General features: G+C 75.1%; 7 protein-coding genes. 5 read left to right on the top strand and 2 right to left on the bottom strand.

Annotation, left to right across the window (positions count from 1 at the left end; genetic code table 11):
* Nucleotides 1-56 precede the first annotated feature (56 nt).
* From ABZ490_RS14450 to ABZ490_RS14470, 5 genes are read left to right on the top strand one after another with little or no spacing between them, the layout of a single operon-like run.
* Nucleotides 57-692, top strand: a complete 636-nt coding sequence (locus tag ABZ490_RS14450; RefSeq protein ID WP_358989086.1) for a hypothetical protein — start codon at nt 57-59, stop codon at nt 690-692.
* Nucleotides 693-709: 17 nt separating this feature from the next.
* Nucleotides 710-4,045, top strand: coding sequence for an AAA family ATPase (locus ABZ490_RS14455; RefSeq protein WP_358989088.1), 3,336 nt, complete (start codon nt 710-712; stop codon nt 4,043-4,045).
* 50 nt (nt 4,046-4,095) lie between these two features.
* Entirely contained in the window at nt 4,096-4,998 is a 903-nt protein-coding gene (locus tag ABZ490_RS14460) for an AfsR/SARP family transcriptional regulator (RefSeq protein ID WP_358989090.1), read from the top strand.
* A 38-nt stretch (nt 4,999-5,036) separates the two neighbouring features.
* Nucleotides 5,037-7,793, top strand: a complete 2,757-nt coding sequence (locus ABZ490_RS14465; protein ID WP_358989092.1) for an AAA family ATPase — start codon at nt 5,037-5,039, stop codon at nt 7,791-7,793.
* A gap of 21 nt (nt 7,794-7,814) precedes the next feature.
* Nucleotides 7,815-10,733 carry a BTAD domain-containing putative transcriptional regulator gene (locus ABZ490_RS14470; protein ID WP_358989093.1) on the top strand — a complete coding sequence of 973 codons (2,919 nt, stop codon included), beginning with the start codon at nt 7,815-7,817 and terminating at the stop codon, nt 10,731-10,733.
* On the opposite strand, the gene ABZ490_RS14475 is transcribed toward ABZ490_RS14470, so the two are convergent.
* A complete protein-coding gene (locus tag ABZ490_RS14475) occupies nt 10,723-11,544 on the bottom strand; it encodes an alpha/beta hydrolase (RefSeq protein WP_358989095.1) in 822 nt (273 codons plus the stop codon). The genes ABZ490_RS14470 and ABZ490_RS14475 overlap by 11 nt on opposite strands.
* 89 nt (nt 11,545-11,633) lie before the next feature.
* Complete coding sequence (locus ABZ490_RS14480; RefSeq protein ID WP_358989097.1) at nt 11,634-14,624, bottom strand: BTAD domain-containing putative transcriptional regulator; 2,991 nt, start codon at nt 14,622-14,624, stop codon at nt 11,634-11,636.
* Nucleotides 14,625-14,747: the final 123 nt, after the last annotated feature.

Consider the following 14,747-nt stretch of genomic DNA (forward strand, 5'->3'; position numbering starts at 1 on the left):
GGTAGCCGCACACAAGAACGCGTGAACCTTTCGGCCGTCGGTCTCGTGATGGCCATGTGAGTCTCAACAGCGCTACGTCACGCGGCCCGCTCGCCCGGGCCGCACTCGCCGCTCTCGTCCTGTGCGGGCTGACGCTGACCACCGCGTGCGGCAAGACCGTCTCGGTGGGCAGCTCCCCGGCACAGCCGTCCGGACGGACCTCCTCGACGCCGCCGGCCGGCGGCAACACCGGTCTGCAGCTCGTGGACAGCACCGCCGCGGCCAACGGCCTCCAGGGCACCGGCGGCACGGTCACCGGCCGCCAGGTGCAGGAGGTGCCGCCGAAGTGGGTGCAGCTGTCCGCCGTGGGGTCGCCCACGCTCGGCACCCATCTGATCAACGTCAACCAGGCGACCCTGTACCGGTTCGACGACGACTCGGCCGCGCCGTCCAAGTCGGCGTGTGCCGGCGAGTGCGCCGTCACCTGGCCGCCCGTCACGATCGAGGAGGGCGGCAACGTCTATCTCGCCGGGGTCAGCGAGAAACAGGTGGGAGCCATCCGAAGGGACGACGGATCGGTGCAGTTGACGATCGGCGGCTGGCCGGTCTACCGCTACTCGGGAGACGAGAAGGCGGGAGACGCCAACGGCCAGGGGCTCGGGACGACTTGGTTCGCGGTCGACCCGACGGGCCGGAAATCCGTGCCGCGCTGATTCCGGAGGTGCCCCCGGTGCTGAATGCGCGCACGCCTTGTCTGTACGGCCGGGAGAAGGAAACCGCCCTTCTCCACGAAAGCGTCAGGGCACTTCACAACGGCGGCGGAGCGGTTCTCCTGTACGGCGAACCCGGAATGGGGAAAACCGCCCTGCTGGCCGAGGCCGCACGATATGCCGCGGAAAGCGGGGTGCGTGTTCTCACGGCGGTCGGTGTGGCATCGGAGGCGTTCCTGCCTTTCGCCGGACTGCATCAACTGCTCCATCCGGTCCGCTCTTCCATCGGGCAACTGCCCGAAACGCAGCGCGCGGCCCTGGAAGTCGCCCTGGGAATAAGGGAGTCCGCCGCCCCCGGCCTCTCCCTGGTGGCTCAGGCCGCCCTGGAACTCCTCGCCCGCGCCGCCGCGCACTCCGCCGTCCTCCTGGTCGTCGACGATGTCCACTGGCTCGATCGCGCCAGCTCGGACGTCCTCGCCGTGCTCGCGCGGCGGCTGCGGAGGCCGGGGTCCGCGCCGGTACTGCTGCTGGCGGCCCTGCGCGAAGGCTGTTTCTCCCCGCTGGCCACGGCCGGGGTACCCGGCCTGGTGGTGGGCCCCCTCCCCGCCGAGGCGTCCGCCGCCCTGTTCGACGTCCGGACCCCGGATCTGCCCGCCGCCACCCGCGCGGCGCTGCTGCGGGAGGCGGCGGGCCACCCCCTGGCGCTGACGGAGCTGTCCACCACCGCGACGGCCCCGGTGACTACCGACTCGCCCACCGCCCCTTGGCCCGCGACACGTTGGCCCCCGATGCCCTTGCCTTCGATGCCGCCGCCGATGTCCTGGCCCCCGATGTCCCGGCGCCTGCGGGACGCCGTCACCAGCCGGCTCCCCGCCCTGCCCGCCGAGACCCGCGAGCTGCTGCTGATCGCCGCGTGCGACGAACACGCCACCCTGACAGAGATCCTGACCGCGGCACGACTCGCCCGGCCGGGGGGCTCGGCTGCGGCGCCGCTTGCCGGCTCGGGGGTCTCGGTCGCGGTGCCGCCCGCCGGCTCGGGCGTCTCGGTCGCGGTGCCGCCCGCCGACTCGGGGGCCTCGGACGCACCGCCGTTCGCTTGCTCCGCCACCTCGGACGCACCGCCGTCCGTCTGCTCCGCCACCTCGGACGCGGTCCCGTTCGCCTGCTCTGCCACCTCGGACGCGGTCCCGGTTGCCTGCTCCGCCACCTCGGACGCGGTCCCGTCCGCCTGCTCTGCCGCCCCGGACGCGGTCCCGTCCGCCCGCTCTGCCACCTCGGACGCGGTCCCGTCCGCCTGCTCTGCCGCCCCGGGTGCGCCCCCGCCCGGCCGCTCCGCCACCTCGGGCGCGGTTCCGTTCACCCCTTCCGGCACCTCGGACCCGGCCCCGTCCGCCCCCTCCAGGACCCCTGACGCGGCCCCGCCCGACGCCGAAGTGTCCGGCCTGGCCCCGGCCGTCTCCGTGGGTGTGGTGGACGTCGACGGCGACACCGTCCGCTTCCGGCAGCCGCTCACGCGGTCGGCGATCCTCCAGGACACCCCCGCCGACCGGCGCCGCGCGGCGCACGCCGCGCTGGCCCGGTGTCTTCCGGCGGGCTCGGACCGGCGGACCCGGCACGAGGCCGCCGCGGCGACCGGTCCCGACGAGCGGTTGGCCCTGCGGCTCGACGAGACCGCCCGCCGGGCCGCCCGCGGAGGCGCCGCCGACGACTGCGTGACGGCCCTGGAACAGGCGGCCGGGCTGAGCGGCGACACCGCGCAACGGGTCGACCGGCTGCTGCGGGCCGCCGTCCAGGCGGTCGACGCCGGTCGGCAGGACCTCGTCACCCGGCTGCTGGAGCGCGCCGAGCCATGGGCCGCGACGCCCGGGCAGCGGGCCCGGCTGCGATGGATCAAGGGCGGTCCCGAGGACGGGATGCGCGACGCGGCCGAAGGAGTCGCCGCGCTGACCCGGCTGGCCCGGACCGCCCTGGTGGACGGCGAGGCCGAACTCGCGGTGAGCGTTCTGCGGAGTGCCGCGCTGCGCTGCTTCTGGTCCGACCCGGGACCGGCCGCCCGGCACGACATCGTCGCGCTCGCCGGCGAACTGCCCTTGTCCGACACCGAACCGTCGCTGCTGGCGATCATCGCCCACGCCCAGCCCCTGGAGTGCGGCGGGCGCGTGCTGGACCGGCTGCGGCGGGCCGCGGAACTGGCCGCGGCGGACCCCCGGGCGGAGCGTCTCATCGGCGCGGCGGCACTCCTGGTCGGTGAGTTCGAACTGGCCCGGCGACTGTCCCGGGAGTCGGTGCCCGGGCTGCGGGCGGAAGGCCGACTGGGGCTCCTCGCCAGGGCGTTGGGCGCGCAGGCCTGGAGCGGCGCCCAGCTGGGCCGGCTCACGTCGGCCGGGCCGGTGGCAGAGGAGGCCACAGGGCTGGCCCGGGAGACCGGACAGCCGTATCTCCGCGCGCTGGGTCTCGCGACGGAGGCCCGGGCCGCGGCGTTGCGGGGCAGGCCCGAGCGCGCCCTCGAACTCGCCGCGGCGGCGGAGCGGGTCGCGCTGCCGGTCGGGGCCCGTCCGGTGCTCGCGACGGCCCAACTGGCGCGCGGGCTGGCCGCGATGGGGGCAGGGAGGTTCAACGAGGCCTACGGGCATCTTCGGCGGATGCACGACCCGCGGGACCCCGCGTACCAGACCGCCCTGCGCTGCTACGCCCTGATCGAGCTGACGGACGCCGCCGTCCACTGCGGGGAGCGGGACTCGGCGCGTTCCGTGATCGCCGGGCTGGAGCGGGCCGCGGCCCAAACCCCGTCCCCGGGCCTGCACAGCGGTCTGTCCTACGCCCGCGCGGTGCTCGCCGAGGACACGGACGCCGAAGGGCGGTTCCGGGCGGCGCTGGACGGCGGGCTCTGCCCGTGGCCCTTCGACCGCGCCCGGCTGCAGCTGGCGTACGGACAGTGGCTGCGGCGGCAGCGGCGGGCCATGGACTCCCGTGTCCAACTGCGCGCCGCCCGGGACGCGTTCGACGCTCTGGGTACCGTTCCCTGGGCGGACCGCGCCCGCCGGGAACTCCTGGCCTCCGGAGCGTCGTCCGGCAACCGCCGTGCACCCGATGCCCGTGACCGGCTGACGCGTCAGGAAGCGCAGATAGCGCATATGGCCGCCGAGGGGCTGACCAATCGTGAGATCGGACAGCGGCTCTATCTCTCGCATCGCACCGTGAGTACTCATCTGCACCGCGTTTTCCCGAAACTCGGCATCGCCTCGCGGGCCGAACTGGCCGCCTCCCTCTATTCCGGCCGGGAAAGGGATACTCGGGCCGTGGATTCCCGGGCGGCGGAACCGCGAGAGAACGAATTCCGGGAACTCTCCCGATGAGCGTCATCTGACGTACGCGAGGAAAGCGCGCCCGGCCGTACCGTCTTCCCATGGCGCAGATGAGTTTCGGGGTACTGGGAGCGTTGCAGGTACGACGTGACGGTGCGGCCCTTCCCGTGGGTCCGCCGCGGCAGCGCTCGCTGCTGGCGCTGCTGCTCGCGCGCGCGGGCGAGGCGACCACCCTGCACGAGGTGGTGGACGTGCTGTGGAGCGAGTCGCCCCCGCTGAGCGCGGTCAATCTGGTGCGGCGGTACGTCGGTGAACTGCGCAGGCTGCTCGAACCGGGCCTGCCGACCCTGGCGGCGGGCCGCTGGTTGCTGGGCCAGGCCGGAACGTACCGGCTGGCCATTCCGGACGACCACTTGGACCTCGTCCTGTTCCGGCGGCTGCGGGCCGAGGCTCGCGACCACTGCCGGCAGGGGGAGTACCGGCAGGGCGCCGAGAGGTACGTCCAGGGGCTGCTGCTGTGGCGGGGGCCCGCGGCGGCCGACGTGCCGTCCGAGGTGCGGTGCCATCCCGTCTTCGGCGCGCTCGACCGGGAGCGGCTGGCGACCGCCAAGGACGCGGCCGACGCGGCGCTGCGGGCCGGGTGCGGCGAGCTGGTGGTGGACGAGCTGTACCGCATCGCCGACTACCACCCGCTGGACGAGGCGCTCCAGGCCAAACTGATGACGGCGCTGACGGCCGCCGGGAACCGGGCGGAGGCGGTCGCGGTCTACGCCGGCGTCCGTGGCCGGCTCCGCGAGGATCTGGGCATCGGCCCGGGCCCCGAGCTGCGGGCCGCGCTCCGCGCAGCCACCGCTCCGGCCGCCACCGCTCCCGCCGCCGCTCCGGCCGCCACCGCTCCCGCCGCCGCTCCGGCCGCCGCCGGGGCCGGCGCCGCGGTCACCGTGGTGCGTGAGCACGGCCGGGGTGCGCGGCAGGCCCTGTGGCACCGGTCCGTCTCGACGTAGACTGCTCGGAAAGATCATCAGTTCGAGAATCGAGCGCAGTGCCAGTCATCGGACGGGATCCCCAGATCGCCGCTGTCACGGCCGTCGTCGACCGGGTGCGTGGCGGCGACGGCGGGGCGCTCCTGATCACGGGGGACCCCGGGATCGGCAAGACCGCGCTGCTGGAGCACGCGCTCGCCGGGCTTCCCGCGGGGCAGGTGCGACTGCTGTCGACCGTGGCCACCGAGCAGGACTCCCCGCTGCCCTTCGCCGGTCTGCGCCGGCTGCTCGCCCCGGTGCGCGCCCACGACGCCGCGCTGCCGCCCACCCAGCGGGCGGCGCTCGCACGGGCCGTCGACACCGATGGGGAGGGTGGAGATGAGGGCGGGGGCGGTCCGGCCGGTCAGTTCCTCGTGGCCCTCGCCACCCTCGGCCTTCTTACGGAGGCGGCCACTCGGCGCCCCGTGCTGCTCGTCGTGGAGGATCTGCACTGGCTGGACGCGGCGAGCGCGACCGTGCTGGCCTTCGTGGCGCGCAGGCTCGCCCCGGAGCCGGTCGCGCTGCTCGCCGCCCTGCGCGAGGACTTCGGCTCGCCCCTGAGCAGCGCCGGTCTGCCCACCCTGACGCTGGAGCCGCTGGCCCCGGCGCACGCCGCCGCGGTGGTCGACTCCGTGGCCCCCGGCCTCTCCTCCGTGCTGCGGGAACGTGTTCTGGCCGAGGCGGGAGGCAATCCCCTCGCGCTGACCGAACTGGCGCTCGCCGCACGGCAGTCGGGCGATACGGCCCCGGCGGCCGGGCCGGCGGGCACGGCGCGGCTGCCGCTGTCCGCCCGGCTGGAGGAGGCCTTCCGCGGCAGGATCGCCGCGCTGCCCCCGCGGACCGGAACCCTGCTGCTGATCGCCGCGGCCAACGACGGCAGCGCGGTGGCGGAGGTCCTGGACGCGGTACGGCTGCTCGACGGGCGGCCGGCCGACACCGACGATCTGGCACCGGCCGTCGAGGCCCGTCTCGTCGCCCTGTCCGGAGGCGAACTGCGCTTCCGCCATCCGCTGATCCGCGCCGCCGTCCTCGCCGGCGCGGAACCGCGGGAACAGCGGGCGGTGCGCGCGGCACTGGCGAAGGTTCTGGAGGAGCAGACCGAGCGCCGGATCTGGCATCTGGCCGCCGCGCACCCGGCGCCGGACGACGGCATCGCCACCGCTCTGGAGGAGGCGGGCCGCCGGATGGAGCGGCGCGGCGGGGTCATGTCGGCGGTCCTCGCGCTCGACCACGCGGCACGGCTGGCGAGCCGGCCCGAGCGCCGGGCCGAACTGCTCCTGCGCGCCGCCGATCTCGCCGTGGAGTCGGGGCGGCCGGACGAGGTGCTCCGGCTGCTGGACCGGGCGTCCACCCACCCGCTGACCCCGCAGCAGCGGGCCCGGGCCACCTGGACGGCCGCCCGTTTCGAGGACGGCGTGCGGGACGGCACCGACGCCTTCACGCTGGCGGCGCTGGCCGAGGAGGTCGCCGCCGGCGACCCCGGGCTCGCGTTGCGGATCCTGTGGACGGCGGCCCGGCGCTGCTTCTGGGTGGAGGCCGGTGACGACGCCTCGCGGTACGTGGCGGACCTCGCCCTTCGCCTGCCGTCCGACGACGAACCGCAGATCCTCGCGATCCTGGCCTACACGGCACCGGTGGAGCGGGGAGCGCACGTCATCGCGAGGCTCCGGCACTGGGCAGCCAGCCCCGGCCGTGACGCCGTCACCGACCGGCTCCTCGGTACGGCCGCGGTGCTGGTCGGCGCGTTCGACCTGGCCGCGAGCTTCTCCGCCGCCTCCCTGTCGGGGTTGCGGGCCCAGGGCCGGCTGGTCCGGCTGGCCCGCGCGCTCGCCGCCCGGGCGTGGAGCGCGGCACTGCTGTGCGATCTGACGGTGGCCGTCGCCTCGGCCGAGGAGGCCGGCCGGCTGAGCCAGGAGACCGGCCAGCCCCTGATGCACGGGATCACCCGCTCGACGCAGGCCCTGATCGCGGCGTTACGGGGAGAGCCGGACGAGGCGCGGGCGCGTGCGGAGGAGTCGATCGCCCTCATCGCGGGCATGGGCGCCCGGCCGGTGCTCGCGACCGCCCGGATGGCTCTCGCCCAGGTGGCGGCGGCACACGAGTCGTTCGACGAGGCGCTGGGGCAGCTGCGGCAACTGCACGATCCGGCCGCCGCCGCGTACCACCCGGCGCTGCGCTGCTACGGCCTGATCGATCTCGTCGACGTGGCGCACCGGGCGCACCGCACGGAGGAGATCCGGGACATCGTCCGCCGGATGGAGGCCGTCGCCGGCGCCACGCCCTCGACCGCGCTGCACGTGGGGGTGCGGTTCGCGCGGGCCGTGCTGGCGCACGAGGACGCCGACGCCGAGCGTTTCTTCGCCGAGGCGCTGGCCGCGGATCTGACGCGCTGGCCGTTCGCCCGGGCCCGTACCCAGCTCGCGTACGGGGAGTGGCTGCGGCGCAGGCGCCGCGACCGGGAGGCCCGGGGCCCGCTGCGGGCCGCCCGGGACGCGTTCGACGCGCTGGGCGCGGTCGTGTTCGGCGAGCGGGCCCGCCGGGAGCTGCGTGCCTCGGGGGAGGCCAGTGCGCAGCGGGTCCCGAGAGCGCACGAGCTGCTCAGCCCCCAGGAGTTGCAGATCGCCCTGCTGGCCGCCGAGGGGCTCACCAACCGGGAGATCGGCGAGAGGCTCTATCTCTCCCACCGGACGGTCAGCAATTATCTCCACCGCGTCTTCCCGAAGCTGGGCGTCACCTCACGCACCGCCCTGGGGCGCCTGCTGCGGCCGGCCGACTGAGAGCGAACGGTGGAGGAAGGGATGGTCGCGACGTCCGAGGTGCGCTTCGCCGTACTCGGCACGGTACGGGTGTGGCGGGACGGCACGGAACTGCACGCCGGGCCCCCGCAGCAACAGGCGATGCTCGCCGTGCTGCTGGCCAACGCGGGCAACGCGGTGTCGCTGGCCGCTCTGGTCGACCTGCTGTGGGGCGGCGCGGAACCCGCCAGCGCGACGAACGTCCTGCGGCGCTACGCGGGCGCGCTGCGGCGGACGATCGAACCGGGTCTGCCGCGGATGGCGGCGGGGCGGTGGCTGGTGGGGGGCGGCGGCGGCGGTTACCGGATCGCGGTGGACGCGGACTCGCTCGATCTGCTGCGTTTCCGGGAGCTCTACGCGCGGGCCCGGGACGCCCGTGACGGGGGGCGCGCCGGGGAGGCCGTACGCCTCTACGCCGGGGCCCTCGCCCTGTGGCGTGGCCCGGTGGCGGCCGGGATCGGCACGGAGGTGCGGGGGCATCCGCTGTTCACGCAGCTAGACAACGAGCGGCTGACGGTCGCCGTGGAGGCGGCCGACCTCGCGCTGCGGCACGGCGAGGCGGGTCCGGTCCTGCCCGCTCTTCAGGCGCTGGCGGACCAGCACCGGCTCGACGAACACGTGCACAGCAGGCTGATGCTCGCGCTGTCCGCGTCCGGGCGGCAGGCCGAGGCCGTGGACGTCTTCCACGTCCTGGCCGGCCGGCTCCGCACCGAACTGGGGGTCCGGCCCTCCCCGCTGCTGGCCGAGGCGCACCGGCGGATCCTGGCCGCGGCACCCGCCGCCCCTCCGGCGGCGGACCAGGCCGGGCAGGAGTCCGGACCGTCGTCCCGGCCCGGATACCGGGCGGTTCTGCCCCGCCCGGCCCAACTGCCCGCCGAACCGGCGCACTTCGTCGGCAGGGAGGACGAGGTCGACGGTCTGCTGCGGCAGTTGGTCCCCGGCGGACGCACCGCTCCCGTCTCGCCCACGATGATCATCAGTGCCATCGGCGGGATGGCGGGCGTGGGCAAGACCACCCTCGCCATCCATCTCGCGTACCGGGTGGCCGACCGGTATCCGGACGGGCAGCTCTACGTCAACCTCCGGGGTTTCGATCTCAACGGTTCGGCCATGACGCCCGCCGAGGCGATCCGCGGTTTCCTGGAGAACCTGGGGGTCCCGCCCCAGCAGATCCCCGACGGGCTCGACGCCCAGGCCGCCCTGTACCGCAGCTTCCTGGCGGACCGGCGCATGCTGGTCCTGCTGGACAACGCCCGCGACGCGGAGCAGGTCCGGCCGCTGCTGCCCGGGTCCGCGGGGTGTCTGGTCCTCATCACCAGCCGCAACCAGCTGAGCAGTCTGGTGGCGGCCCACGGCGCGCACCCGCTCCAGCTCGACGTGATGTCCGCCGGGAGCGCCCGGGAGAGTCTCGTACGACGGCTCGGCGCGGACCGGGTCGAGGCCGAGCCGGAGGCCGTGGAGACGATCATCGCGTTGTGCGGGCGACTGCCGCTGGCCCTGTCCGTCATCACGGCACGCGCGCTGATGAACCCGCTGCTGCCGCTCGCCGCGACCGCCGAACAGCTGCTGGAGGCCAAGGGCAGCCTGGACGCCTTCGAGGGCACGGACCCGCTCACCGACATCCGGGCCGTGTTCGGCTGGTCGTACCGCACCCTCTCCGCCGGTACGGCCCGGCTGTTCCGGCTGCTGTCGCTGCATCCGGGAGCGACGTTCGACATCGCCTCCGCCGCCGCGCTGGGCGGGCTCACCGCCCGCGGCACCCGTCCGCTGCTGGCCGAACTCGTCCGGGCGCACCTCGTCGGCGAGGAGGCGCGGGGCCGCCATCGGCTGCACGACCTGCTGCGCGCCTACGCACGGGAGGCGACCGAGTCGTACGACACCGCCGAGGACCGGGACGCGGCGCGGGAGCGGCTGCTCCGGCACTGTCTGCGCACGGCCCACGCGGCCGTGCTGCTGCTGGACCCGGCGCACCAGTTCACCTTGCCGGACGGGATGGGGCCGGCTCCCGCGGCCGAGCCCGCCGATGTGGCGGCGGCGGTGCGGTGGTTCCAGGAGGAGCGCCTGACGCTGACGGCGGTCGTCCGCCAGGCGGTCGAGGACGGCCGGACCCGCGAGGCCTGGCGGCTCGCCCGGCTGCTCGACTGCGTCTACGAGAAGGTGGGCCACTGGCACGAGTGGGCGGACCTCCAGGTCACCGGGCTGGAGGCGGCCCGGCGGTCGGGCGAACCGCTCGGGGTGGCGCACGCGCACGCCGGACTGGGACGCGCGCACTCCATGCTGCGCCGGTACGCGTCGGCCGAGGAACACCTCGACCGGGCCCGGGCGCTGTTCGCGTCCCTCGGCGACACCGTGGGCGAGGCGCACACCCTGCGGCTGCTCGGCTGGCTGATGACCCGCACCGAACGGGACGTCCTGGCGATCGAGCACACGCGGCGCTCGCTCGACCTGTACCGCGCCGCCGGTCATCTCAGCGCCGAGGCCGAATCCTTCAACGCGCTCGCCTGGTACCAGGCGTCGCTGGGGGCGTACGAGGAGGCCGTGCCGAGCGCGGTGCGGTCGCTGCTGCTCTACCGCCGTATCCCGACCGACGGCGGCTCGGGGCACGCGAGGGCCTGGGACACCCTGGCGTTCGCCCATCACCACCTGGGTGCCCTGCGCCGGGCCCGCCGCTGCTACGAGCGCGCGATCCGGCTGCTGCGGGCGAGCGGCGACCGCTACAACGAGGCGGGCAGTCTCAGCCGGCTCGGCGACACGCTCGCCGAGGCGGGCGCCTCCGAGGAGGCCCGGGAGTGCTGGCGGCTGGCGTTCGACATCCTCACGGAGATGGATCCCGACTGGGCGGCCGAGATCCGGGAGAAGCTGTCCAGGGTCCGGGACACCGCGATCCGGGACACCGACGGCGAGCCGTGTGTCACTCCCTGAGGAAGGCCAGCAGATCGGCGTCGAAGGCCTCCTGGTAGGCGCCCACCAGCCCGTGCGGGGCGCCGGGGTAGACCTTGAGCGTGGCGTCGGGCAGCAGCTCCGCGGTCCGCTCGGCCGACAGGTGCACGGGGACGATCCGGTCGTCGCCACCGTGCGCCACGAACGTAGGGATGGTGAACGCGGCCAGGTCCGCGCGGAAGTCCGTCTCCGAGAACTGCCGGACTCCGTCGTGAGCGGCCTTCAGCCCCGTCTGCATGCTCCACAGCCAGAAGGCGTGGCGCACCCCTTCGGACACGACGGCGCCGGGGCGGTCGAACCCGTAGAAGCTCTCGCTGAGGTCCCAGTAGAACCGCGAGCGGTCGGCCGTCACCGCGGCGCGCATCCGGTCGAACGTCTCGCGGGGAAGCCCGCCGGGGTTGGTGTCCGTGCGGAGCATCAGGGGCAGGACGGCGCCGAGCAGGACCGCCTTGGCGACCCGGTCCGTCCCGTGGCGGCCGATGTAGCGCGCGATCTCACCGCCGCCGGTGGAGTGCCCGACCAGGACGACGTCGCGCAGGTCGAGGGTCTCCAGCAGTTCGGCGAGGTCGTCGGCGTAGCGGTCCATGTGGTTCCCGCCCCAGGGCTGGTCGGAACGGCCGTGCCCGCGCCGGTCGTGGGCGATGCCCCGGAATCCGTGCTCGGCGACCAGGCGCAGCTGCCCGTCCCAGACGTCCGCGTTGAGCGGCCACCCGTGGCTGAAGACGACGGGCGGACCGCTGCCCCAGTCCTTGTAGTAGATGTCGACGCAGTCCGCTGTGGTGATCGTGGGCACGGCCTGACTTCCCTTCGGCTGGCGGCGCGGCCGGGCCAAGGTAGCCGGGGCGAGGTGACCGAAAGGTGCGGCCCGCCGCACCGCCGGCGTCAGCGGGCCAGCCGCTCCCGTACCGTCCGGGCGTCCGGATGGTCCAGGCGTTCGAGGATCCGCAGGGCCTGTCGCCAGGACGTACCGGCTGCGGCGCGGTCCCCCGCGGCCTCCTGACTGTCGCCGATGTGGACCAGGGTGTCGGCCTCGAGGGAGGCGTCGTGCAGCCAGCGGTAGAGCGTCAGAGCACGGCGGTAGCACTCGATGGCCCGCTCGTGGGCCGCCAGATGGTGGTGCGCGTAGCCGAGGCTGTCCCAGGCGGCGGCCTCGCCGTTGGGATCGTCGAGCTGCTGGTGCAGGTCGATCGCCTTGCGGCACTCGACGAGCGCCCGGGCGTGGTCGCCCCGCAGGATGTGGGTCCAGCCGACCTCGTTATGCACCTGGGCCTGTCCGATCCGGCTGCCCGCGTCCGTGTACAGGGTGTGGGCGAGGCCGTAGTGGGCAAGGGCGTCCTCGTACCGGCCGCCCCGGTTCGCCTGGAAGGCCAGATAGCGCTGGGTCCTCGCGGCCCCGGCCCGGTCGGCCACCGCCCCGAACAGCTCCAGGGCGACGGTCAGATGGCGGACGGCCGCCGCGGCGTCGCCCAGCCTTCCGTGCACGAAGCCCAGGGCCCGGTGGGCGTGGGCCCGCCCGGACCGGTCCCCGGAACGCTCCGCGGCGTCGAGCGCGGCGCTCTGCAGGGTGAGCTGCTCCTGCCAGCGGCCGAGCCGGTCCAGGTGGAGTTCGACCGTGGCGGCCAACTGCCAGCAGCGGGACGCCGCGTGGGCGCGGGCGGGCCCGTGGGCGACCGCGGCGAGCACGACGGCACGCTCCGTCTCCAGCCAGTGCGCCGCCTCTTCGCGGTCGTGGAACCGGGCCGGGGCGGCTCCGGCGGCGGGCTCGGTGAGGGCCGGCCGCTCCTGCCGCGGTGCGAGGACGGCCACCGCGCGGTACGCGCTGTGCAGCAGATGGTCCAGCAACCGCCGTAGCGCCAGAACCTGTTCCTCCTCGGTGTCATGGGTCCGCAGCAGTTCGCCCGCGTAGGCGCGCAACAGGTCGTGGGAGTGGAACCGGTCGGCGAAGCGTTCGGTGAGCAGGCGGGCACCGGCGAGTTCGGCCAGCGCGGGGCGTACCTCGGCCGGGGGCAGCCCGAGCAGCCCGGCTGCCGCGCCGGGGGACACCTCCGGGCCGGGGTGCAGGGCCAGCAGCCGGAACAGGCGGGCGGCGAGCGGGGTGAGTGCGCGGTACGACCAGGAGAAGACCGTTCTGAGGTCGGTGGCCGGATCACCGGCCGAGAGCACGCCGAGCCGGTCGTCCTCCTCCGTCAGCTCGGCCGCGAGGACGTCGAGGTCGCCGTACGGGTTCATGGACAGCCGGGCGCCGACGATCGCCAGGGCGAGCGGCAGCCCGGCGCACGCCTGGACGATGTCGCGGACCGCGTCGGGTCGCGCGGCGAGCCGTTCCGCGCCGAGGCGACGGACCAGGAAGGCCCGGGAGGCGGATTCGTCCAGCACGTCGAGGGCGATGGGCCGGGCGCCCTCGGCCACCAGTCCGGACAGCGAGTCGCGGCTGGTGACGACGGCCAGGCAGCCGTCGGCGCCGGGCAGCAGCGGCCGTACCTGCTCGGTGTCCCGGGCGTTGTCCAGCACGACCAGGACCCGTCTGCCGGCCAGCAGGCTCCGGTACAGCGCCGTCTGGGCTTCCACGGTCGGCGGGACGTCGTGCGCGGCCACCCCCAGCGCGTCGAGAAAGCTGCGCAGGACCTGGGCGGGAGCGACCGTCGCGCCGCCGGGATCGAAGCCGCGCAGATCGGCGTAGAGCTGTCCGTCGGGGTAGTGCGGGGCGGCCTCGTGCGCCCAGTGGATGGCCAGCGTGGTCTTGCCCACCCCGGCCATGCCCCCGATGGCACTGATGACGACGGACCGGGCCGATGGTCCGGCCACGGGCAGCAGCCTGCGGGCGAGGGCCATCTCGGCCTTCCGGCCACTGAAGACGCCCAGGTCCGGGGGGAGTTGGGCCGGCCGGGTGCGGATGACTCCGTCGGCCGGGGCGGCGGCCGAGGGGGCGGACGAGACAGCGCCCGGATCGGCGGACTCCAGCGGGGCCGGGCGGGCGGACTGCCGCGAGCCCGGGCCGGCAGGCTCGCGCGAGGCCGGGTCGGCGGGCTCCCACGGGGCCGGGTCGGTGGGCTCCCACGGGGCCACGCCGGCAGGCTCGCGCGAGGCCGGGCCGGTGGGCTCGCACGAGACTGAGCCGGTGGGCTCCCACGGGGCCCGGTCCTCCGGGAGCGGGTGCAGACGGGCCGCGGCCTCCGTCAGTTCCGGGCCGGGATCGAGGCCGAGCTCCTCGTCGAGCCGTTCGCCGACGGCCTCGAAGGCCCGCCGTGCCTCGGACGTGTGCCCGGTGCGGGCCAGCGCGGTGACGAGCCGCGCGTGCAGCGCCTCGTCCAGTGGATGGGCGCGGGCGGCCTGCCGCAGCGGCGTCAGCAGACGCTCCAGATGGACGTCACCGGCCTGTAGGGCGGCATCCACGGCTTCCTTGACGGCGTCCGGGTATTCGCGTTCGACGCGCGAGAACAGCGGGTGGGCGCGCAGCGACGGCGGCAGTCCGTCGGCGACCGGCCCCTGCCAGAGGGCGAGGGCCGCCAGCAGATGCCGTACGGCCGCGATGTCGTCGCCCGTCCGCCGGCTCTCCGCCGCCCGGGCCCGCAGCGCGCGGAACCGCAGCAGGTCCAGCTGCTCGGTCTCGAGCTGGAGCCGGTATCCGCCGGAGGCCCGCACCAGCACCGGACCGAGCGTTCCGCGCAGCACACCGATGTGCCGGTGCACGACGTTGACCGCGCTGTCCGGGGCGCTCTCCCTCCACAGGAACTCGACGATCTCGGACGTCAGCACGGGCCGGCCGGCCTGGGTCAGCAGCAGCGCCAGCAGGGCCTTGCGCTTGGGCGGGCCGAGTTCGAGTTCCGTCCCCTCCCGCCAGGCCCGCAGCGGGCCGAGAACCGTCACACGCACAGGACCGGAGTCTACGAGGTCGCGGCCGGAACGGAACGCGGCACCGGGGGTCACCTTCCGGTCACATATCCCGCACCGCGCCCCGCGTAGCGTCGGGACCCGCTGAGTCCGAGGCCCGTGAAA

This window comes from Streptomyces sp. NPDC005811, assembly GCF_040630405.1.
Lineage (GTDB): Bacteria > Actinomycetota > Actinomycetes > Streptomycetales > Streptomycetaceae > Streptomyces.